25 protein-coding genes are annotated in these 22,035 nt (G+C 56.3%); 9 read left to right on the top strand and 16 right to left on the bottom strand.

The annotated features are described in order from the left end of the window. Positions 1-11: 11 nt before the first annotated feature. Positions 12-950 carry a LysR family transcriptional regulator gene (locus ACQG0S_RS08195; protein WP_048966505.1) on the bottom strand — a complete coding sequence of 313 codons (939 nt, stop codon included), beginning with the start codon at positions 948-950 and terminating at the stop codon, positions 12-14. Positions 951-1,059: 109 nt separating this feature from the next. Here ACQG0S_RS08195 and ACQG0S_RS08190 point away from each other — a divergent pair, with 109 nt between their 5' ends. Then, a complete protein-coding gene (locus ACQG0S_RS08190) occupies positions 1,060-2,271 on the top strand; it encodes an MFS transporter (protein WP_048966506.1) in 1,212 nt (403 codons plus the stop codon). A gap of 75 nt (positions 2,272-2,346) precedes the next feature. Here the strand turns inward: ACQG0S_RS08190 and flgL are convergent, their stop codons facing one another. The 11 genes from flgL to flgB form a co-directional block, all read right to left on the bottom strand. Beyond that, the gene (gene flgL, locus ACQG0S_RS08185; RefSeq protein ID WP_022647731.1) at positions 2,347-3,300 is read right to left on the bottom strand and encodes a flagellar hook-associated protein FlgL; all 954 of its coding nucleotides are present in this window, start codon (positions 3,298-3,300) and stop codon (positions 2,347-2,349) included. Positions 3,301-3,315: 15 nt separating this feature from the next. Then, positions 3,316-4,956 (bottom strand): flagellar hook-associated protein FlgK, encoded by a 1,641-nt coding sequence (flgK, locus tag ACQG0S_RS08180; RefSeq protein ID WP_045307939.1) that lies wholly within the window; start codon positions 4,954-4,956, stop codon positions 3,316-3,318. A gap of 75 nt (positions 4,957-5,031) precedes the next feature. Continuing rightward, on the bottom strand, positions 5,032-5,985 hold the full coding sequence (gene flgJ, locus ACQG0S_RS08175) for a flagellar assembly peptidoglycan hydrolase FlgJ (protein ID WP_426750192.1): 954 nt from the start codon (positions 5,983-5,985) through the stop codon (positions 5,032-5,034). After that, positions 5,986-7,083, bottom strand: a complete 1,098-nt coding sequence (locus ACQG0S_RS08170; RefSeq protein WP_022647728.1) for a flagellar basal body P-ring protein FlgI — start codon at positions 7,081-7,083, stop codon at positions 5,986-5,988. It lies immediately after the preceding gene. 12 nt (positions 7,084-7,095) lie between these two features. Beyond that, a complete protein-coding gene (flgH, locus tag ACQG0S_RS08165) occupies positions 7,096-7,794 on the bottom strand; it encodes a flagellar basal body L-ring protein FlgH (RefSeq protein ID WP_023305861.1) in 699 nt (232 codons plus the stop codon). Between the two features lie 57 nt (positions 7,795-7,851). Then, the gene (gene flgG, locus ACQG0S_RS08160; RefSeq protein WP_000625853.1) at positions 7,852-8,634 is read right to left on the bottom strand and encodes a flagellar basal-body rod protein FlgG; all 783 of its coding nucleotides are present in this window, start codon (positions 8,632-8,634) and stop codon (positions 7,852-7,854) included. An 11-nt stretch (positions 8,635-8,645) separates the two neighbouring features. Further along, positions 8,646-9,401 carry a flagellar basal body rod protein FlgF gene (locus ACQG0S_RS08155; protein WP_022647727.1) on the bottom strand — a complete coding sequence of 252 codons (756 nt, stop codon included), beginning with the start codon at positions 9,399-9,401 and terminating at the stop codon, positions 8,646-8,648. 20 nt (positions 9,402-9,421) lie between these two features. Beyond that, positions 9,422-10,672 carry a flagellar hook protein FlgE gene (gene flgE, locus ACQG0S_RS08150; protein ID WP_048966508.1) on the bottom strand — a complete coding sequence of 417 codons (1,251 nt, stop codon included), beginning with the start codon at positions 10,670-10,672 and terminating at the stop codon, positions 9,422-9,424. Between the two features lie 26 nt (positions 10,673-10,698). Next, on the bottom strand, positions 10,699-11,409 hold the full coding sequence (gene flgD, locus ACQG0S_RS08145; protein WP_048966509.1) for a flagellar hook assembly protein FlgD: 711 nt from the start codon (positions 11,407-11,409) through the stop codon (positions 10,699-10,701). An 11-nt stretch (positions 11,410-11,420) separates the two neighbouring features. After that, positions 11,421-11,825, bottom strand: coding sequence for a flagellar basal body rod protein FlgC (gene flgC, locus ACQG0S_RS08140; RefSeq protein ID WP_003857997.1), 405 nt, complete (start codon positions 11,823-11,825; stop codon positions 11,421-11,423). A gap of 3 nt (positions 11,826-11,828) precedes the next feature. Continuing rightward, complete coding sequence (gene flgB / locus ACQG0S_RS08135) at positions 11,829-12,245, bottom strand: flagellar basal body rod protein FlgB (RefSeq protein WP_045622629.1); 417 nt, start codon at positions 12,243-12,245, stop codon at positions 11,829-11,831. Positions 12,246-12,402: 157 nt separating this feature from the next. Between flgB and flgA the strand changes: the two genes are divergently transcribed. The 3 genes from flgA to flgN all read left to right on the top strand — a co-directional run bounded on the left by flgA (position 12,403) and on the right by flgN (position 13,879). Beyond that, a complete protein-coding gene (gene flgA, locus ACQG0S_RS08130; protein ID WP_022647723.1) occupies positions 12,403-13,062 on the top strand; it encodes a flagellar basal body P-ring formation chaperone FlgA in 660 nt (219 codons plus the stop codon). A 93-nt stretch (positions 13,063-13,155) separates the two neighbouring features. Beyond that, positions 13,156-13,449, top strand: a complete 294-nt coding sequence (gene flgM, locus ACQG0S_RS08125; RefSeq protein WP_003858002.1) for a flagellar biosynthesis anti-sigma factor FlgM — start codon at positions 13,156-13,158, stop codon at positions 13,447-13,449. Positions 13,450-13,453: 4 nt separating this feature from the next. Beyond that, positions 13,454-13,879, top strand: coding sequence for a flagella biosynthesis chaperone FlgN (flgN, locus tag ACQG0S_RS08120; protein WP_022647721.1), 426 nt, complete (start codon positions 13,454-13,456; stop codon positions 13,877-13,879). A gap of 58 nt (positions 13,880-13,937) precedes the next feature. Here flgN and murJ read toward each other — a convergent pair whose 3' ends face one another. From murJ to rimJ, 4 genes are all read right to left on the bottom strand, one after another. Continuing rightward, entirely contained in the window at positions 13,938-15,473 is a 1,536-nt protein-coding gene (gene murJ / locus ACQG0S_RS08115) for a murein biosynthesis integral membrane protein MurJ (protein ID WP_426750189.1), read from the bottom strand. Positions 15,474-15,602: 129 nt separating this feature from the next. Further along, complete coding sequence (locus tag ACQG0S_RS08110; RefSeq protein WP_048966510.1) at positions 15,603-16,526, bottom strand: Gfo/Idh/MocA family protein; 924 nt, start codon at positions 16,524-16,526, stop codon at positions 15,603-15,605. Positions 16,527-16,528: 2 nt separating this feature from the next. Further along, positions 16,529-17,179, bottom strand: coding sequence for a YceH family protein (locus ACQG0S_RS08105; RefSeq protein WP_048966511.1), 651 nt, complete (start codon positions 17,177-17,179; stop codon positions 16,529-16,531). 9 nt (positions 17,180-17,188) lie between these two features. Continuing rightward, positions 17,189-17,773, bottom strand: a complete 585-nt coding sequence (gene rimJ / locus ACQG0S_RS08100) for a ribosomal protein S5-alanine N-acetyltransferase (RefSeq protein ID WP_003858007.1) — start codon at positions 17,771-17,773, stop codon at positions 17,189-17,191. A 236-nt stretch (positions 17,774-18,009) separates the two neighbouring features. Here rimJ and mdtH point away from each other — a divergent pair, with 236 nt between their 5' ends. The 5 genes from mdtH (at position 18,010) to bssS (ending at position 21,924) form a co-directional block, all read left to right on the top strand. Then, on the top strand, positions 18,010-19,218 hold the full coding sequence (mdtH, locus tag ACQG0S_RS08095; protein WP_048966512.1) for a multidrug efflux MFS transporter MdtH: 1,209 nt from the start codon (positions 18,010-18,012) through the stop codon (positions 19,216-19,218). Positions 19,219-19,338: 120 nt separating this feature from the next. Further along, positions 19,339-19,899: a lipoprotein gene (locus ACQG0S_RS08090; protein WP_023305855.1), complete on the top strand. Its 561-nt coding sequence runs from the start codon at positions 19,339-19,341 to the stop codon at positions 19,897-19,899. Between the two features lie 128 nt (positions 19,900-20,027). Next, positions 20,028-21,074, top strand: a complete 1,047-nt coding sequence (gene pyrC, locus ACQG0S_RS08085; RefSeq protein ID WP_022647716.1) for a dihydroorotase — start codon at positions 20,028-20,030, stop codon at positions 21,072-21,074. Between the two features lie 75 nt (positions 21,075-21,149). After that, a complete protein-coding gene (gene dinI / locus ACQG0S_RS08080; protein ID WP_022647715.1) occupies positions 21,150-21,395 on the top strand; it encodes a DNA damage-inducible protein I in 246 nt (81 codons plus the stop codon). A gap of 274 nt (positions 21,396-21,669) precedes the next feature. After that, positions 21,670-21,924 carry a biofilm formation regulator BssS gene (bssS, locus tag ACQG0S_RS08075; RefSeq protein ID WP_023299782.1) on the top strand — a complete coding sequence of 85 codons (255 nt, stop codon included), beginning with the start codon at positions 21,670-21,672 and terminating at the stop codon, positions 21,922-21,924. Positions 21,925-22,035: the final 111 nt, after the last annotated feature.

The following is a 22,035-nucleotide window of genomic DNA, read 5'->3' as shown; positions in this document are numbered from 1 at the left end:
GGTCGGCTTTTTTATGGCTGTTGCAGGGGCTTTCTCATACCGGTGACCTCCGGCATTATCTGCCGCATCAGCTCCAGAAAACGCCGCAAGCGCGCCGGATAATAGCGTGACCAGGGATAAACCAGATGTACCGGTAGCGCTGCTGGCTGCCACTCTGGCAGTAAATGCACCAGTCGCCCTTCCCGAATATCATCCTGTACCGTCCAGCTGGATACCACCGCCACGCCTAGCCCGGTGAGTGCCGTATTGCGCGCTACATACAGGCTGTCGGTACTCAGGCGTGGCGTAATGGTAACTCTCGCCGGGGTGGGTGTTGCCTCGTGGAAGAGTTCCACATGGCGTTGATAAAAAGAGCTGATTGCAATCCAGGGGAGATGTTGCAGATCGTCCGGCGTGTTAACCGCGGGAAAACGGGCAAGGAGTGCCGGTGACGCTACCACAGAGCGCGGCACTTCAGCCAGTAGCACAGACACGGTTGCCGGATCGACTTCCACGCCCACCCGAATAGCACAGTCAAGGTTGTCGCCGAGGAAATCAACCGAGCGATCGTTAAGCATCCATTCGATTGAGAGTAGCGGATAGCGCTGCAAAAATTCGGTTAACGGTTTTAGTAGCTGATCCTGGCCAAACGCGTGAGGCGCGCGCACCCTCAGCACCCCGACTGGTTCATCTTCCGTCTGCCCCACCTCGTCTTCCAGCGCCAGCCAGCTGTCAATCACCCGTCTGGCATGCTGATAGCAACGTTCACCGTCATCGGTCAGCCGTGTCATATGGGTTGTGCGCAGCATCAGACGCACGCCCAGCATGGTCTCAAGCGACTGCAACCGTCTGCTCACCGTGGCCTGGGTTGTTGCCAGCTGACGTGCCGCCGCAGAAAGGGACCCCGTCTCCACAATGCGAACAAAGGTTCGCATCAGTTCTACACGATCTATACGCTCAGTCCGTTTCATATCATTTGCACCTATACGCTACACGTATAAGCGTTTTACCACCGCGCCCGCTACCGTCGCAAGGCGTACTGATAAAAAATAGCCGCACACGACGAATAAGGAACATCTTATGAACACAACCGCCACCCGGGCCGTAAGCCGCTGGGTAATCTTAATGCTGGCGCTCGGTGCGGGCTTCAGCGTGGCATCCATCTATTATGCCCAGCCTCTGCTGCCGCTGATGGGCTCAGACCTGCACCTGAGCATCGAAGGCATGGGCATGGTCCCGACGCTCACCCAGGCGGGTTATGCCTTAGGTATCCTGTTTCTGCTCCCGCTCGGCGATCGTTATGACCGCAGAACGTTGATCCTGATAAAAAGTGCAGCTCTGGCGCTGTTCCTGCTGAGTTGTAGCCTGACCGGACAACTGCACTCCCTGCTGCTCGCCAGCCTGCTGATTGGCATGGCCGCCACCATGGCGCAGGATATTGTCCCGGCCGCAGCGATCCTCGCGCCGGAAGGCAAACAGGGAAAAACAGTCGGCACGGTGATGACCGGCCTGCTGCTGGGGATTTTGCTCTCCAGAACCGTGAGCGGCGTGGTGGGTGAAGCCTTTGGCTGGCGAGTGATGTATCAGCTGGCCGCCGCAAGCATTGCCTTTATCGGCGTGGTGATGTGGGCCGTACTTCCCCGCTTCGCCGTTCATTCCACGCTGAGCTACCCGGCACTGATGCGCTCCATGGAACACCTCTGGCGTCGCTACCCGGCGCTGCGTCGGGCTGCGCTGGCTCAGGGTTTTCTGTCGATCGCTTTTAGTGCGTTCTGGTCGACGCTGGCGGTCATGCTGCTGGAACGGTATCACCTTGGCAGCGCCGTGGCGGGTGGTTTTGGTATTGCCGGAGCCGCAGGCGCGCTGGCCGCACCGCTGGCAGGCGGTCTGGCCGATAAGCTGGGCGCCGGTAAAGTGACCCAACTGGGTGCCGCGCTGGTGACCCTCTCGTTTGCTCTGATGTTCCTGATGCCAGCCCTGGGTGTACACGGCCAGTTGCTCCTGATTGCCCTCTCCGCGGTCGGTTTCGATCTCGGTTTGCAGTCCAGCCTCGTGGCGCACCAGAACCTGGTCTACAGCCTTGAGCCGCAGGCCCGTGGGCGCCTTAACGCCCTGCTATTTACCGTCATTTTCATCGGAATGGCGCTGGGTTCGGCATTAGGCAGCAATATCTATACGCTGGCAGGCTGGACGGGCGTGGTAGCACTGGCAACCCTGTGTGGTGCCATTGCGCTGGCTATCAGAGTGATTGAAAGCGCCCGGGTGGTGTCCGCTCAGGCAGAAAGTGTGTAAAAAAAATGCCCAACCCGGACGGGTTGGGCAGTCAAAACATGCCCAGTTTCAAGACATGTCAAACAGGTCAGAGTCTTATCTGTTCATCTGGAACAAAGACATTCCCTGCATATCGCTAAAGGCTTTATACGAGGCCTGCAACGCCGCCTGCTGCATGGTGTAGGACGAAATCACCGAGTTCCAGTCTACGTCAACCAGGTCGCTCATCTGCTGAGTCTGGCCCAGCGCGCGGTCTTCACCCAGAGAATCCAGCTTGCCCAGCTCGTCCAGCTTGATGCCGAGGTCCGCGCGAACGGTCAGCACGTTGTTGAGGGAGTTGCTCAGGCCACGGTTGGCTTTATCAATAGCCGCCGTAAATGCTTCAGCCTTCGTTTCGTCATCGCCAATCGGCTTATTCAGCGCTTCAATTGCGGAGTCGAGGATCTTGAACAAATTCGTTTCCGGCGTACTACCATCTGGCTCTGGCTTCGCATTGCTGGTGAAGCTATCGAAAACTTCAGTGCCCGTATGGCTGATTTGCATCGTGCGCGCAGAGTCAACCTGCTGGCTGATTGGCGTTCCGCCGCCCTTATAATCACCCGTAGCCTGGTCGAAAGCCGCCGCTTCGGTTTTGTAACCGGAAAAAATATAGCGACCGTTACCGTCCGTGCTGTTAGCCAGGTTCATGAGCTGATCGCGAATACCTTGCAGGTTCGTTGCCAGCGAAGCGCGGTCATCGTCACTTAACGTACCGTTGCCCGCATTGACAATCTTTTCCTGAGCAGCCTGGATAGCGGTTGTCACTTGCGATAACACGTTTTCTTCCAGCGAAACTTTCGTCGTAGCGAAGGAGCGCGCCAGCGCATACTGGCTATTTTGCGTTTGGGCCTGAGAGAGCACAACGGCCTGCGAAGCGGCAATCGGATCGTCAGACGGACGGTTGATACGCTTCCCCGTAGACATCTGCTCGCCGTAGCTGAGCCAGAGGCTTTGGGAGTTCGTCACGCCGCGCATGCTTTGCTCATACATCATTTGAGTACTAATACGCATTTTTATGCCTCAGCCTTAGCGGATATTGATCAATGCATCAAACAGCGTGCTCGCCGTTTGCAGCACCTGCGCATTCGCCAGATAGTACTGCTGATAGCGTTGCAGGTTGCCATACTCTTCATCCAGGTTAACCCCGGAGATTGACTGCTGTTGTTTGGTCAGCTGCGTAACAACGTTAACTTTGGTTTCGCTGCTGGTTTTCAGCGACGCCGTGGTGCTGCCCACCGTACTGACCAGCGCGGCATAAGCATCGTTAAAGGTTTTGTTCCCCCCCACCAGCTTGGCGCTCTGCAAATCCAGCAGCTTTTGGCCATTGGTATTGTCGCTTTCGCCGCTTCCTTTCGCGGAAGCCATCGCCAGTTTGGATTCGTCGCTGATCGCAACGTCCATATTCACGATAACGTCATTCACCGGCTTCACGATAAAGCTGTCTTTATTATTGGCCGAGCCGCTAATGTTGACGTTGAGGCCATCAAACGAAAGATTACCGCTGGTATCCGGCATAGCCGTGAAGCTGGTGTTGTCTGACAGACGGGTGATGGTCCAGTCGGTACCGTTGTACTCAACTTTGTAGTTTGTCGCCTGGACCTTGGTACTGTCCGTCATCGTTGCCGTCACGGACGCGCTTCCGGTGTTCTTACCGTTACTCAGCACTGCCGGGGAGCCAAAATCAAACAACTTGCCGCCTGCGTCCCCGTTGGCATCAAAGCCCGCCTGGTGCTGGGTATTCATGGCATCCGCAAACGCCAGCGCCATCTGGTTAAGCGTATTTCGCGCCTGATCCAGATCCTGAGAACGGAACGTTAACAGCCCCCCAAGCGACCCCGTGGTGATCTGTTTTTCTGAGATCTCCACGTTGCCTGCTGCGGCATCCACATACGCAATCGTTGTACGTGCAGGGTCCGCGCTGGATTTCACCGCAGCCAGCTGGCTGGCGTTGCTGCCCTGTACCAGGGTGTAGCCGTTGGCGATAGAGATGTTGTAGGTGCCGCTGTCCTGTACGGTCACGTCCACACCGACAATTTTGTTCAGTTCGCTCACCAGCTGATCGCGCTGATCGAGCAGTTCGTTCGGGGATGCGCCCGCCCCTACGCCAGTCAGCCGGGAAATCTGATCGTTAAGGTTGGCAATCTGCTTCGCATAGTTATTGATCTGATCGACGCTGGTAGAAATCGCCGTATTGACCTGCGCATCCTGATCGCGGAGATATTGATCGTTAGTTTTGAACTGGTTTACCAGACCATCTGCCTTCCCGAGTACCGTCTGGCGTGCAGCCGGATCTTCTGCGTTACTCACCAGCGTTTGCAGGCTTTTAAAGAAATCCTGGAGGTTGGCAGAAAGCGAGTTCGTGGTATCCGACAGCACGTCGTCAATTTTCGACATCTGCTGGTAGCGAGTGGTCAGGCCGCTGCTCTGGTTCTGCGCCGCGCGCAGCTGGTTGGTAATAAACGCATCATATTCACGCTGAACGCCGGAGACATAGACCCCGTTACCCACCCAGCCGCCGCCGGTCAGGGTGCTGTTTGATGCGCCCAGAATGGTAGTCTGGCGGGTATAACCTGCCACGTTGTAGCTTGAAATATTATTACTGACGGTATTGAGTGCCGACTGCGCAGCACTGAGGCCACTCATGGCGCTGTTAATCAAACTGGACATGGGGGTTCCTTTTATACGTTCAGACACGAGTCCTGATGAAGGTTATCGGCAACCTCCACCGGGACTTGAGAACTTTCAGAACAGATTTTCGAGATCTGTGCTATACGCTTTGCTGACCTTCTCAGACATGGATTTCAGCTGCTGGATCATGCTGGTCAGCTTGCGTGCATAGTTTGGATCGGTCGCGTAGCCGGCATTCTGCAATGCCTGAGCGCCCTGCTCTGGCGTGGTGGCCTGGGTCACGGCGGTGTAGCGCGGATTCCGGCTCAACAGCCCGACATAATCCGACAACGCTTCCAGATACGAGCTGTAGACGCGGAATTTGGCTTTCACCTTCACTGCCGCACCGTTCTCATATTCGGTGGTGGTAATTTCCGTGGTCGGCCCCTTCCAGCTGGAAGTGGCCTTCACGCCAAAGATGTTGAAGCTCGGCTCGCCGTTCTCCCTGCGGATCTGACGTTGCCCCCAGCCCGACTCCAGCGCCGCCTGCGCCAGAATCAGATGGTGTGGCACGCTGCTTTCTTCACTGGCAAGACGCGCCGGCAGGGAGAGCTGCGCCAGGAAGTCTTTGCTGTCGCCGGAGAGCGGCTCGTCACGCGCTTCTGTCGGCTTCGGCATCGCCTTACGCACCATCTGCGTCAGCGCCTGATTTTGATAACTGGTCACCTTTTCCAGATCAAACATCAGCGGCACCTGCGGCGGGGCCTCTTCAGGCGGGAGCCCCTGAGCGGCTGCGGTCTGTTTCACAATCATGTCCGCCAGGCCGAGCCCCTTTCCGGCGGTCATTTGCTGGGCAATCTGCTGATCGTACATGCTGGTGTAAAGCCGTGTGGAATCGCTGCTGAACATGCCATCTTTCGGCAGGGTTTCACGCATGCTTTTCAACATCATCTGCACGAACATGCCTTCCACCTGACGGGCAACCGGGCGGATATTCGCCGCCGGATCCTTGCCCGCTTTGGTTTTGAGCTCGTTGAGCGACTGGGCATCCCAGGCGGCACTGGTCAACAGTTTGCTATCGGTCAGCATTTAGATGATTTCCAGTTTAGCGCGCAGGCAGCCTGCACTTTGCATGGATTGCAGAATGGACATCAGATCCATTGGCGTTGCACCCAGCGCGTTCAGGGCACGTACCACGCTGTTCAGGTTGGCGCTGGAGCGCACGCTCTGCAACGATCCGCCGCTCTGTCGTAAATCAATCTGCGTTTGCGGGGTCACTACCGTCTGACCGCCACCAAACGGGGTATCCGGCTGGCTGACGTTGGCCGAGCGGTTAACCGTGACGGAGAGATTGCCCTGCGCCACGGCGCAGCTGTCCAGCGTCACTTCGCGGTTCATCACCACCGATCCGGTACGGGAGTTGATAATGACTTTTGCATCCTGCACCGACACGTTCACTTCCATATTCTGGATATCGGCCAGCATCCGCACCTGGTTGCTGCTACCGGTTGACGTGCGGATCTGCACGGTGCGGGCATCCAGCGCGGTGGCGCTGCCGTAACCCCGGCTGCGGTTGATGGTGTCAGCAATCTGCTGCGCCATCGTGAAGTCTTCGTTATTCAGTTGCAGGTTAATGGTGTTGCCGGTGCCGAACTGGGTCGGCAGCTCACGTTCGATGATCGCGCCGTTGGTAATACGTCCCCCGTTCAGCTGGTTCACCTGCACGCTGCTGCCGCCCGCCGACGCACCTGCCCCGCCAACCAGAATGTTGCCCTGCGCCAGAGCATACACCTGGCTGTCGACGCCTTTCAGCGGCGTCATCAACAACGTACCGCCGCGCAGGCTTTTGGCGTTACCCATCGACGAGACAACCACGTCGATGGTTTGCCCCTGACGCGCAAAGGCCGGATAAGACGCGGTCACCATCACCGCCGCCACGTTTTTCAGCTGCATGTTGGTCCCCGCCGGTACGGTAATACCGAGCTGAGAGAGCATGTTGTTCAGGCTCTGGGTGGTGAACGGCGTCTGGGTCGTCTGGTCACCCGTCCCATCCAGCCCCACCACCAGGCCGTAGCCAATCAGGGAGTTTTCGCGCACGCCCTGCACGCTGGTGAGATCGCGAATGCGATCGGCCTGCGCAACGGTAGCGACCAGCGACAGCGCCACGGCGAAGAGAAATTTATACATAGGTCACCTCGCTTACATCGGCGATAAGTTAAGGAAGAAGCGTTGCAGCCAGCCCATATTTTGCGCTTCGTTGATGTAGCCGTTGCCGACGTACTCAATGCGCGCATCCGCCACCTGTGTGGACGGTACGGTGTTGGTGCCGCTGATGGTGCGAGGGTTAACCACACCGGAGAAGCGAATGAATTCCGTACCCTGGTTAATGGCGATCTGTTTTTCGCCCACCACGTGCAGGTTGCCGTTCACCAGAACCTGGTCAACCGTTACCGTCAGCGTTCCGCTGAAGGTATTGCTGGCGTTCGCGCCACCTTTACCGTTAAAGGTGTTGCCGCCGGAGGCTTCCACATCCGCACGGGCGTTGCCGAACAGCCCTTGCAGATAGCGCGGTACGGTGTCGAAGCCAAAATTGGTTTTGCCGTCGCGGCTGGCGTTCGCCGACGAGCTCTTGCTCGCGCTGACGTTTTCCTGCAACACAATGGTCAGCGTATCGCCGACGTTACGCGGACGACGGTCTTCAAACAGCGGCTGATAACCGTAGTTAATCGGCTGCGCGGTCTGGAAAATAGAGCCGTTCACCACCGGCGAGGGGCCGGGAACGGGTTGGGCGGTAGTCGCACCCTGTACCAATGGTTTAGACGGGATCCAGGCACACCCGTTGAGGGTGACAGCCAGAACAGTCAGGATCGGATAACGAAACGCCGCGTTTTTTTGCATTGCCTTCATCTTCGAAAACAGGGAGCCGGTGCGACGTTTACCGCACCGGGCTACACCTTAGAGTTGCGTCAGTTTTTGCAGCATCTGGTCGGTCGTCGACACTGCTTTACTGTTAATTTCATAGGCGCGCTGGACCTGGATCATATTCACCAGCTCTTCCGCCACGTTAACGTTCGAGGTTTCCACATACCCCTGGTACAGCAGCCCCGCACCGTTCAGGCCGGGGGTACTTTCATTTGGCGTGCCGGAAGACTGCGTTTCGGTGTAGAGGTTCTCACCGATGCTTTCCAGTCCGGTATCGTTCATGAAGGTCGTCAGGTTGAGCTGACCAACCTGGACCGGCGCGGCCTGACCTTGCTGAGTGACACTGACGATACCGTCACGGCCAATGGTGATGCTCAGCGCGTTCGCCGGGATGGTGATCGCAGGCTGAACCTGGAAGCCGCCCGCCGTCACCAGCTGACCATTCTGATCCACCTGGAACGAGCCATCGCGGGTATAGGCGGAGGTCCCGTCAGGCAGTTGCACCTGGAAGAAACCCTGACCTTTGATGGCAACGTCTTTGCTGTTGTTGGTCTGGGACAGGTTGCCCTGGCTGTGCAGACGCTCGGTGGCGACAGGGCGTACGCCGGTACCAATTTGCAGACCGGACGGCAGCGTGGTTTGCTCAGAAGACTGCGCCCCTGGCTGACGAATCGTTTGATAAAGCAAATCTTCGAAAACCGCACGCTGGCGCTTGAAACCATTGGTGCTGACGTTTGCCAGGTTGTTGGCAATTACATCCATATTGGTTTGCTGTGCGTCCAGACCGGTTTTCGCGATCCATAAAGAACTGATCATAGGGAGTCCTGTTAACTCATAGCCAGAAGTTGGTTAGCCTTGCCTGCGTTTTCATCGACGCTGCTGATGATTTTCATCTGCATTTCGAAGCGGCGGGCGCTGGCGATCATGTCGGTCATGGCTTCGACCGGTTTGACGTTACTGCCTTCCAGCACGCCGGACATCACGCGGATGGTCGGGTCGGCCTGTAACGTGGCGCCACGCGTGGCCTGCGCCGCCTGGGTCAGACGGAACATCCCGTCATCACCACGCTGCACTTCGTTGCCTTCCGCTTTCACCAGCTTCAGACGACCGACAGGCGCAACGGTGTTCGCCGGGTCGCCCGGATTCAATGCCGAGATCGTCCCGTCTGCCGCAATGGTCAACTCTGACCCTTCCGGCACCGTCAGCGGACCGGCTTCGCCCATCACCGGATGCCCCTGAATCGTCAACTGTCCGGTGGCGCTCACCTGAATGTTACCGTTGCGGGTATACCCTTCTGCGCCGTCAGCCGTTTGCACCGCCAGCCAGCCGTCCTGCTGAAGGGCAACGTCCAGCGGACGCGCGGTGTAATCCATCTGGCCTGGCGTCATGTCGGCGCCCGGCGTGGAGGCGGTGACCAGCGTACGCGTGGGCAATGACAGCCCTTCTACCGGCACCGCACGCAGTGCGTTGAGCTGTGCACGAAAACCAGGCGTGGAGGCGTTCGCCAGGTTGCTGGCGGTAACAGCCTGCTGATTGAGCGTCTGGCTTGCAGCCCCCATCGCTGTATATATTGCGTGATCCATTGCGCTTTCCCGTCAGCTGCTTAACGCAGGTTAACCAGCGTGTTGAGGATCTGATCCTGGGTTTTGATGGTCTGCGCGTTGGACTGGTAATTACGTTGCGCGACGATCATGTTCACCAGCTCTTTACTCAGATCGACGTTGGAGGCTTCCAGCGCACCGTTAGTCAGCGTGCCGAAGTTACCGGAACCCGCGGTTCCCAGCAGGGCAACCCCGGAAGACTGCGTGGCAGACCAGACGTTATCCCCTTCGGATTTCAGGCCTTCGTTGTTGGCGAAGTTTGCCAGCACGATCTGGCCCAGCACCTGGGTCTGTTCGTTCGAATAGTTACCGACAACGGTACCGTCATCGTTGATCTGGTAGCTCACCAGATCGCCCGGCTTATAGCCGTTCTGGCTCGTCGCCACGATGTTGTTCGCACCGGTGTTCTGTTGCATGGAGCTCTGGAAGCTCAGAGAGAACTCGGCAGGCTCCGCACCGCTAATGATGCCAGTAGTAATGTTGATAGCTGGGGTGGCGTTTGGCGTAGCGCTTATCACGCCAGCAGCGTCGTAGTTATAAACACCCGCCAGGTTACCGTTACTGTCGAAGCTCATCTGTGCCGCTTTTTTTGAAGGAGAACCCGCTACGCTGCCATCCTGGGTATACACATCCCATTTGTTGTCAGTTGTTTTGACATAGAACAGGTTCATGTTGTGCGCATTACCCTGGCTGTCAAACACCGTCACGGTGCCTTTCTTGTTGTAAGAGTCAGGGTTGGCCGGGTCGAATGCGACGGTTGGCGCGGTATCGGTGGAGTTCAGGTTGATCTGCTGAGAGGCCGTGGTGGTGGACTTCGCCGCCATCAGCGTCGTTGGGATGGTGATCGCCTGCGGATTCGCACCGGTTTGCACCGTCGGCGGCGTGCCGGCAACCGGATAACCGGTTAACTGTAGCCCCTGCATGTTCACCAGGTTACGGTTTTCATCCAGCTTGAACTGGCCGTTGCGGCTGTAGAACACGGAACCGTTGGCATCCACCATACGGAAGAAACCGTTCTGGCTGATGGCGACATCCAGACCACGACCGGTGTTGGTGGTCGTCCCGTCGGTGAAGTCCTGGGTGATACCCGCAACCTTCACGCCCAGGCCCACTTTAGAGCCTGCAAACATATCTGCAAAAGACGCAGAACCGGATTTAAAACCATAGGTCGCGGAGTTGGCGATGTTGTTGCCAATGACGTCCAGGTTGGTGGCCGCAGCATTCAGGCCGCTGACCGCTTGAGAAAAGGCCATGACTTACTCCTGATAAGTATGAAGGCTTAGATAATCTGCCGAACTTCGTCGAGTGTGGTGGTACCGGAGGTACCCAAATCCAGTTTGTTGCCATCGCTACCTTTGATGACGCCCTGAACCAGGGCAAACTGTAGCGGCTGAGCCACCAGCTGCGTGGTGCCGTTGCTGGCGCTAATCGCAACCTGATACGAGCCGTTAGGCGCTTTAGTGCCGTCGGTCAGGCTGCCATCCCAGGTAAAGGTATGAACGCCCGCTTTAAGCTCGCCAATCTCAATCGTGCGCACCACGTTGCCGCTGGCGTCTTTGATGGTGGCGGTGACTTTGTCGGCCGGTTGCTGCAACTCAACGCCAAATGGCGTCGTGGTGGTGGTGGACGTGCCATCGGTGTTGCTGGTGCCCGCCAGAATCGTGGTCCCCGGGATCATCACCCCGTGACCGATCAGGTTGGCGGCCTGCAAGGACTGGCTGTTATCGATTTGACCGGAGACCGAGCCGAGCGTGGTGTTCAGTTTCTCAATGCCGCTGACGGTACTGATCTGCGCAAGCTGCGTGGTCAGTTCGTTATTCTGCATCGGATTGGTCGGGTCCTGATTTTTCAGCTGTGCCACCAGCAGGGTCAGAAAGCTGCTCTGTAAATCGGAGGCATTGCTCCCGGTGAGGGAGCTGGAACCGGTTGCACTACTGGTGCTGTTGACGCCGGTATTTGTCGGGTCATTCACGTTTACGGCGATGGACATGCGTGTCTCCTTTACTGGCCGAGAGTGAGTGTTTTGAGCATCATGCTCTTCACGGTATTAAGCACTTCGACGTTTGCCTGGTAGCTGCGTGACGCGGACATGGAGTTCACCATCTCCCCGACCACATCCACGTTCGGCATTTTCACGTAGCCGCTGGCATCCGCGAGCGGGTTGCCTGGCTCGTAAACCAGCTTGTCGGGCGCCTGGCTCTCAACCACGTCCGCCACTTTCACGCCGCCCGTTGCCGCACCCGGTGCAGCATCAACCTGGAAGACAACCTGTTTAGCGCGATACGGTTGTCCGTCAGGTCCTGTCACGCTGTCGGCGTTGGCCAGGTTACTGGCTGCCACGTTCAGTCGTTTGGACTGCGCCGTTAATGCCGAACCGGCGATATCAAAAATATTCAGCAAGGCCATTTACTAATTGCCCCCCTGCAGGACGGTCATCATGCCTTTGATTTGCCCGCCGAGTAGCGTCAGGCCTGTCTGGTATTGCAGGCTGTTATCGGCAAACTGTGTGCGCTCCCGGTCCATGTCGACGGTATTGCCGTCAAGCGAGGGCTGATCGGGGACACGATAAAGTAAGTCAGTTGTTGGCGCGGTCATCGCCTGAGCGGGAATATGCCGTGAGGATGTCAGGGCAAGTGAGACACCCGTCCCTTCGGCACGTCCACGCTCCATCACTTTTTTGAGTTCACTGGAAAAATCAATATCGCGCGCCTGATACCCGGGGGTGTCCGCGTTGGCGATATTGGCGGCTAAAATTTCCTGCCGCTGGGCGCGTAAGTTGAGCGCTTCCTGCTGAAAACGTAACGCGGCGTCGAGTTTATCGAGCATGTCTCCTCCGCTGATGAGAAAATTTCAGTTCACAGCTTAAATCTCACCCCGTCTCCCCTATCGACGGAATAAGCGCAAAATGCGTCGCTATTTGTTGCGTTGATGGAAAACCACTGCGGGTAGAATTTGCTTAATTCTGGACATGGTGGAACGTGCGATGCGGACTTTTAAACGTGGCCTTGCGGCGACCCTGCTGCTTTTGAGCCCTCTTGTGCAGGCTGAGGGGTTAGAGAACCAGCTCAATGCATTCTTTGCGCAGAAGCTGGCCGGTTTCAGCGATGACGTACGCGTGACCGTACGCACCCCGCCTAACCTTTACCCTTCCTGCGAAGCCCCGTCATTTAGCGTGACCGGCAGCACCCGATTATGGGGCAACGTGAATGTGCTGGCGCGTTGCGCCAACGAAAAACGTTATTTACAGGTTGCGGTTCAGGCGACAGGCAATTATGTTGTCGCCGCCGTTCCCATTCCCCGGGGCAGCCTGCTGCAACCAGACAGCGTAACGCTGAAGCGAGGCCGTCTGGATCAGCTTCCACCGCGGACGATGCTGGATATTAACCAGGCTCAGGAGGCAGTCAGCCTGCGCGATGTCGCCCCTGGACAGGCGATACAGCTCTCTATGCTGCGCCAGGCGTGGCGGGTGAAGGCGGGACAACAGGTGATGGTGGTCGCCAATGGCGAAGGCTTTAGTATCAACAGTGAAGGAAAAGCGCTGAATAATGCCGCAGTAGCACAAAATGCCCGGGTCAGAATGTCCTCAGGCCAGGTGGTCAGCGGCACGGTCGGTCCTGATGGGAATATTCTGATTAACCTGTAATCTTTTTAAAGATTTCGCGGCGACTGCCGATAAATATTCAACAAATGATGATGTCAGGCGCAAACGCCGCGAACCCTCGATGAGGACAACACTATGAGCATTGATCGTACATCAGCCCTGAAGCCGGTTAGCACTGTACAACCTCGCGAAACGAATGAGGCTGCCCCGCAAAAAACGCGTCTGGAAAAAACCTCGACGGCTAACAGCACCAGCGTCACGCTGAGCGATGCGCAGTCGAAGCTGATGCAGCCAGGCAGCAGCGATATCAACATGGAACGAGTTGAAGCGCTGAAAACGGCTATCCGTAACGGCGAACTGAAAATGGATACCAGCAAAATCGCTGATGCGCTGATTCAGGACGCACAGAGTTTCCTCCAGAGTAACTAACCGTATGAGTCGACTGTCAGAAATACTGGATCAGATGACGGTGGTCCTGAACGACCTGAAAACGGTGATGGACGCAGAACAGCACCACCTCTCTTCTGGTCAAATCAACGGCAGCGCGTTGCAACGCATTACTGAAGATAAAAGCTCGCTGCTGGCGACCCTGGATTATCTGGAAAAACAGCGACGCGCTGAGCAAGACACGAAACGCAGCGCCAATGATGAGATCAACGAACGCTGGCAGACCATTACAGAAAAAACCCAGCATCTTCGCGATCTCAACCAGCATAACGGCTGGCTGCTGGAAGGTCAGATTATCCGTAATCAGCAGGCGCTTGAGGTGTTAAAGCCCTATAAAGAGCCGGGGCTGTACGGTGCGGATGGTCAAACGGCCACGGCACGTATCACGGGCGGGAAAAAGATTTCGATTTGACGCACTAGCGGCATGTCATGAAGCGGGGAGCACCTTCTGGTGACTCCCCTTTTGGCGTTTATACCGTGCGGCGGGTAAACTCTTTCACCTTGAAGCCAAGCACCGCCAGCGTGGCAAAGTACGCCACCACCCCGACCACCACCACGGCCATCAGACGCATCAGGCGGTAAGGCATGGTGCCCTGCGCCCATTCAGGCATGACATACAACATGCCAACCAGCGCGGCCGCCATCACTACTACCGCGATCGCCAGACGCAGCAGGAAGCTTGCCCAGCCCGGCTGCGGGGTGAAGATATCCTGCTTACGCAGCTGCCAGTACAGCAGCCCGGCGTTGAGACAGGCCGCCAGACCAATCGACAGTGACAGACCCGCGTGTTTCAGCGGACCAATAAAGGCCAGGTTCATCAGCTGCGTCATGATCAGCGTCACAATGGCAATCTTAACCGGCGTTTTGATGTCCTGACGTGAATAGAAGCCGGGCGCAAGCACCTTCACGACAATCAGCCCCATCAGCCCCACTGAGTAGGCTACCAGTGCACGCTGGGTCATGGCGGCATCAAAGGCGGTGAATTTTCCATACTGGAACAACGACACCGTCAGCGGTTTCGCCAGGATCCCCAGCGCCACCGCGCTTGGCAGCGCCAGCAGAAAACAGAGACGCAGACCCCAGTCCATCAGGCGGCAGTATTCATCGTGGTTGCCGCTGGCGAAACTTTTCGACAGCGACGGCAGCAGAATAGTCCCCAGCGCCACGCCCAGCACCCCGGATGGAAACTCCATCAGCCGGTCGGCGTAGTACATCCAGGACACCGAGCCCGACACCAGGAAAGAGGCGAAGATGGTATTGATGATGAGCGAGATCTGGCTGACGGACACGCCGAGTATTGCCGGTCCCATCTGTTTGATAACGCGCATTGCGCCCGCATCTTTGAAATTAATGCGCGGCAGAACCAGCATGCCGATCTTTTTCAGGTGCGGAAGCTGGTAAGCAAGCTGTAACACCCCGCCGACGGTCACGGCCCAGGCCAACGCCAGCACCGGTGGGTTAAAATGCGGCGCGGCGAACAGCGTAAAGCCAATCATGCTGACGTTAAGGAACGTGGGGGCAAAGGCCGGCACGGAGAAGCGGTTCCAGGTATTCAGGATGGCACCCACCAGCGACGCCAGCGAAATCAGCAGAATATAGGGGAAGGTTATCCGCAGCAGTTGCGTCGTCAGGGCAAATTTATCCGCCGTGTCGGCAAAGCCCGGCGCCGTTACCATGATTACCCAGGGCGCTGCCAGCATCCCCAGTACGGTCACGATCGCCAGCGCCAGCGTCAGTAAACCGGAAACGTAAGCCACAAAGACGCGGGTGGCATCTTCGCCCTGCTTGCTTTTATATTCCGCGAGGATCGGGACAAATGCCTGTGAGAAAGCCCCTTCGGCAAAAATACGGCGCAGCAGGTTCGGCAGCTTGAACGCAACGAAAAAGGCGTCAGTCGCCATCCCTGCGCCAAAAACCCTTGCCACAATGGCATCGCGAGCAAAGCCAAGCACGCGGGAAAACATGGTCATCGAGCTGACGGCCGCCAGCGATTTTAATAAGTTCATTAACGTGAAGTTCCACAACCCTACGGATTTCCAGGACGGATAAGCGAAAGCGCCACCCGGCAAAGCCAACAAGCGGCGCTTAGTCTAACCGGATTTCAACGAATTACTATCGGCAGATGTTACAGCGAGTTATTCCGACATCGCTTCGCGCCAGAGTCGTTCCACGATGCGCTGCGCCAGAATGGCCTGCTCCCCGGACGTTTCAGGAACCGTCTGATTCTGCACGCAGGTAATGAAGTGACGCGCGCAGCCCACAAAGCCACGCTGCTCCAGGGTGCTCTGCCAGCCGGGAACGGGTAACGCGAGCACGCCATTGCCCTTCTCTTCCCGCCACTCTCGCATATCGGTGACGTCATACAGCGCGCCATCCGTAACGGCCTGCACGGACTCGCGTTGGCTGCCCGCACGACGATGCATGCTGGTCGTCACCTGTAAATGCTCAACGGCAAAATGATGTTCGGCGTAAACCATTTCACCCTGCTCGTTGGTCAGCAGCGTGCCGCTTTGCAGCTGGGCTTTTCCGTTACTCAGCCACAGGGCCGTATCCACGACGTGGAGATAATCATCCAGCAGCGTGAACCGCAGATCGTTCGGCCCCACGCTGTCGGTACGGTGCTTATCCATACGCAGAGAGGCAAACGAGCCGGACTGCGCTTTAAGCTTCTGATAGAGCGGCGCAAAACGGCGGTTGAAGCCGACCATCAGCGTCAGCTTTTTACGCGCGGCCATCTCAATCAGTCGTTCAGCATCCTGCACATTTTCCGCCAGCGGCTTATCAACGCAGACGTGAACGCCTGCGTTCAGCAACTCGCTCACCACCTGGAAGTGCGTCGCGGTTGAGGTATGCACAAATACCGCATCACATTCACGGGCTAAATCCTGGAGTGAGCCAGCATAAGGGATGCGCCAGGTGTTGCAGATGCGCTCTGCTTTCTCGCGGGTGGGCGACCACGCCCCTTGCAGCGTCCAGTCTGACGCGGCGCCTAAAACGGGCAGCCAGGCTTTTTGCGCAATCCCGCCCAGCCCCACCACTCCAATGCGTAATGTAGTCACGGTTAATCTCCCAGGTGTGCGAGTAAAGCATCCAGACGCTGCTTCAGCCCGGCAACCTCGTCTTCCAGGGCTGCCACGCGCGCGGTCAGGCTGTCGTTTGATGCTGGCGTGTCGGATTCGACGGCAAGCGTAGAGGACTCCACGTCGCCGCTAAACAGGTGCATGTAGCGGCTTTCACGCTTGCCCGGCTCGCGGGCCAGACGCACCGCGTAAGGACCGTCCTCGCGTGAGGCTAATCCCTCCAGCGTCTGTTCAACGTCCTGCATATCCTGAAACTCATGCATGCGGGAGGCGCGTGTGCGCAGTTCACCCGGCGTCTGCGCCCCGCGCAGCAGCAGCGTGGTGATAACCGCCACTTCTGCGGCGCTGAGTTTTAAATCGCCAAATTCGGAATTACAAAAGCGCTGTTCATATTTAGTGACGCGATTACCGAAGCCGCTGACGGTGCGCAGGTAGTGGCGCTTCACCAGCTCATCAAGGATATCCTGCACCTCATGCTCGCCAAGGTTCATCACCGGCTCACGGTTCGTCTTTTGGTTGCAGGCCATCGTGACGGCATTCAAGGAAAGAGGATACTGTTCCGGCGTCGTAACCTGCTTTTCCAGCAGGCAGCCAATCACGCGCGCTTCGGCGCCATTTAACTGATATTTCATCTTTTCTCCTTAACGACCCGCGGTCCACTCCTGCGTGGTGAGCGCGGTGAGGACATGGTCCCGCCACTCGCCGTCAATCAGCAGATAATCTTTGGCATAGCCCTCTTTCTCAAACCCCAGGCGGGCCAGCAGATCGCCGCTGCGCTTATTGTGCGGCATGTAGTTCGCCATAATGCGATGGATATGTTGCGTGCGCTGCATGTAGCGAATCGCCGCCGTCAGCGCCTCAAACATGAGCCCCTGCCCCTGCCATTTCTGGCCGATGGAATACCCGAGATAGCAGGCGTGAAACGACCCGCGTACTACGTTTGAAAAATTGGCAATGCCAACGATCTCTTTCTCTTCCGGATCGAGAAGCGCGAAATAAAACGCACTTCCCTGTTTGTGAAATTCCGCAATCATACTGAGGCGCGCCTGCCAGCCAGAGGGGTAGCAATGGCTCTCGTCCCGAACGGGTTCCCAGGGTTTTAAAAACTGGCGATTCTCGGCGTAATAATCCGCCAGACGCCAGGCATCACGCTCATGCACCAGACGAACGACCAGCCTGTCCGTCGTCAGACGCACTTTTGGCACATTACTGCGATAGCCAAACATCGATACCACTCCTTCCCGTCGCTTCTGCTCTGCCTGTTAGCTTTACTATACCTGCGCCTGTGCCTTCTGTGAAAACAGTGACATACCATTTTTATCGCTTTTCACATTTTTCGATGAGAACTCTCTATCAAAGCACCTTTTTGATAAAAAAATATTGTCGCCAGCAGGTATGTGAAAAAGCGCGGCGACACCGCAGAATATTAGCGTGCTCATCTTTTATTTTCCCTGGAGGGAAAATGTCCCGCGTATCACAGGCCAGGAGCCTGGGTAAATATTTCCTGCTCGTCGATAACATGCTGGTCGTGCTCGGCTTTTTTGTCGTTTTTCCACTTATATCGATTCGTTTTGTCGATCAAATGGGCTGGGCGGCGCTAATGGTCGGGATCGCGCTGGGCTTGCGCCAGTTTGTACAACAGGGTCTTGGCGTGTTTGGCGGGGCAATAGCCGACCGCTTTGGTGCGAAACCGATGATCGTCACCGGCATGCTGTTACGTGCGGCGGGATTCGCCACGATGGCAATCGCTCATGACCCCTGGCTGCTGTGGTTCTCCTGTTTCCTTTCCGGGATTGGCGGCACCCTTTTCGACCCACCGCGTACCGCGCTGGTGGTTAAGCTTATCCGTCCGCAACACCGGGGTCGTTTCTTCTCAATTTTGATGATGCAGGACAGCGCTGGCGCGGTAGTGGGCGCCCTGCTGGGAAGCTGGCTGCTGCAATACGATTTCCGCCTGGTCTGCGCCACCGGCGCGGTGCTGTTTATTCTCTGCGCGCTGTTTAACGGTCTGTTTCTGCCTGCATGGAAGCTGTCGACGGTAAAAGCGCCGGTGCGGGAAGGGCTTGACCGCGTGCTGAGCGATAAACGCTTCGTCACCTATGTTTTAACGTTGACCGGCTACTACATGCTCGCCGTGCAGGTCATGCTGATGCTGCCGATTATGGTTAACGATATTGCCGGCACGCCGGCGGCGGTAAAATGGATGTATGCCATTGAGGCCTGCCTTTCCCTGACTCTGCTCTATCCGATTGCCCGGTGGAGCGAGCGCCGTTTCCGGCTTGAGCACCGTCTGATGACCGGGCTGTTGCTGATGACGCTGAGCATGATGCCCATCGGCCTGGTGAGCTCACTCCAGCAGCTGTTTATGCTGATTTGCACCTTCTATATTGGCTCAATCATTGCCGAGCCGGCCCGTGAAACCCTGAGCGCGTCACTTGCCGACGCCCGGGCCCGTGGCAGCTACATGGGCTTCAGCCGTCTCGGACTGGCGCTTGGCGGCGCGCTGGGTTACACCGGTGGCGGCTGGCTGTTTGATGCCGGAAAAGCGCTCCATCAGCCGGAGCTGCCGTGGGTCATGCTCGGTATGGTCGGCTTTATGACGCTGATTGCCCTCTGGTGGCAGTTCAGTGATAAACGCAGCACCCGCGGGATGCTGGAGCCTGGCGCCTGACCTTCTGGGGGAGGATATTTACCTCCCTTCACTATCAGTTTTTTCTGCTGGTTTCTCCAGGATCACCCTGACATACTGGCGTATCAGGACAGATGCGCCGATTTTATGTTGAGGAACACCATGAAAAAGATCGTTATTGCCGCTGCGTTAATTGTCAGTGGGCTGCTGGTGGGATGTAACCAGCTTACGCAGTACACCGTCAGTGAGCAGGAAATTAATCAGGCGCTGGAAAAACATAATAACTTTTCAAAAGATATCGGCGTGCCCGGCCTTGCGGATGCACATATCGTCCTGACGAATCTCGCCAGCCAGATTGGGCGCGAGGAGCCTAACAAAGTCACCCTGTCCGGCGATGCCAGCCTCGACATGACCTCGCTCTTCGGCAATCAGAAAGCGGATATCAAGCTGAAGCTCAAGGCGCTGCCGGTCTTTAATAAAGAGAAAGGGGCAATTTTCCTGCAAGAGATGGAAATCGTCGATGCGGTCGTCACGCCGGATAAAATGAAACCGGTGCTGCAAACGCTGATGCCTTATCTCAACCAGTCGTTACAGAACTATTTCAACCAGCAGCCCGCCTACGTTCTGAGCGAAGACAAGAGTAAGGGCGAATCTCTGGCGAAGAAATATGCCAAAGGGATAGAGGTGAAACCGGGTGAAATCATCATTCCTTTCACCGACTAAATACTCCGTGCGCTCAGGCGCCCGTATTTTTTAACGGAATAGTGTGCAAACGAAAACGTTTCCGCTTATGATTTGTGTCCGGCAAAAACAGCCATCTTATGACTGATCCCTTTCAAGCCGGAGCTTCCATGACTGTACAATCCCAGGTTCTCAAAATCCGCCGCCCAGACGACTGGCATATCCATCTTCGTGATGGCGACATGCTGAAAACCGTCGTGCCGTATACCAGCGAAATTTATGGCCGTGCGATTGTTATGCCTAACCTGGTTCCGCCAGTCACCACCGTCGAGGCCGCGATCGCCTATCGCCAGCGTATCCTTGACGCCGTTCCGGCCGGGCACGATTTTACTCCGTTGATGACCTGCTACCTGACGGACTCGCTGGATCCCAATGAGGTTGAGCGCGGATTTAACGAAGGTGTGTTCACCGCCGCGAAGCTCTACCCGGCAAACGCCACCACCAACTCCAGCCATGGGGTGACGAGCATCGACGCCATCATGCCCGTTCTGGAGCGTATGCAAAAACTGGGGATGCCACTGCTGGTGCACGGGGAAGTGACCCACGCTGACATTGATATTTTCGATCGCGAAGCGCGTTTTATCGAAACGGTCATGGAGCCGCTGCGCCAGCGTCTTCCTGGGCTGAAGGTAGTGTTTGAACACATTACGACCAAAGATGCCGCAGAGTATGTCCGGGATGGAAACGAATTGATTGCCGCCACCATCACCCCGCAGCACCTGATGTTTAACCGTAACCACATGCTGGTGGGTGGCGTTCGTCCACATCTGTATTGTCTGCCGATCCTCAAGCGCAATATCCACCAGCAGGCGCTACGTGAGCTGGTCGCCAGCGGCTTCCCGCGCGCGTTCCTCGGCACGGATTCCGCCCCGCATGCCCGTCACCGAAAAGAGGCTAGCTGCGGTTGTGCAGGCTGCTTTAACGCCCCGACCGCCCTTGCAAGTTACGCAACCGTCTTTGACGAGATGAACGCGTTAGGCCATTTCGAAGCCTTCTGCTCCCTTAACGGCCCGCGTTTCTACGGTCTGCCGGTTAATGACACGTTCATTGAGCTGGAGCGCAAAGAAAGCCAGGTTGAAGCGTCGATTGCGCTCACCGACGATACGCTGATCCCCTTCCTGGCCGGTGAAACCGTAAGCTGGACGGTAAAAAGCTAAAAAATTGTCATCCCCCTGTTGTCAAACCGCCAATATAACTGTATAAATAAACAGTATATTACACAGGGGGCATTTATGCGTATTGAAGTCACCATTGCCAAAACCACCGTCCTGCCTGCTGGCGCACTCGACGCTCTGGCGGGTGAGCTATCCCGACGTATTAACAGCACTTTTCCTGAAAACGATGGCGCCATAACGGTACGTTATGCGACAGCAAACCATCTTTCCGTCATTGGCGGCGCGAAAGAAGACAAAGACCGCATCAGCGAAATTTTGCAGGAAACATGGGAAAGCGCCGACGACTGGTTTATCACTGATTAAAATTTGCTCCCTCATTGTGTTTTTTTGCCGGGTCGCCCCGGCTTTTTTTCGTTTCGTCTCCTGAAAGTTCAAAATATTTCAGTATCTTCTTAGAAAATCGTGAACAAGATGACGTTTTATTGTTCAAACAATCCTAAAAAGCAGAAAAATGTGTTGCTACCCGTTTATTTTTTCCTGCGGAACCCTTATTAATTGATATACTGAAAAAGCTTTCAGAAAAACATGCATTGAACCTCAAAGTCGTTGTCTTCTAACACGCATTAAGGGGGTTATAATGGAAAAGAATAATGAAGTCATCCAGACCCATCCACTCGTTGGCTGGGATATCAGCACCGTAGACAGCTACGATGCGCTGATGCTGCGTTTGCACTACCAGACCCCGAATCAGCTAAACCGTGACGAAGCGGAAGTTGGACAGACGCTGTGGCTTACAACAGACGTCGCCCGTCAGTTTATTTCTATTTTGGAAGCAGGCATCGCAAAAATAGAATCTGGCGACTACCAGGAAAATGAGTATAAACGGCATTGACCTTATGCCCCTTTTCCCTCAACAGGCACCCTCGCGGTGCCTTATTTATTTCGCTCTTGTATAAGCCCACATAGTTAATTACTCTGCTAACAAAGCGTTAGTAAAGAGAAG

Source organism: Enterobacter cloacae complex sp. 418I7 (assembly GCF_050030705.1).
GTDB lineage: Bacteria > Pseudomonadota > Gammaproteobacteria > Enterobacterales > Enterobacteriaceae > Enterobacter > Enterobacter intestinihominis.
The sequence above is the reverse complement of the archived record's forward strand: the minus strand, read 5'-3'. Positions and strand labels throughout refer to the sequence as shown.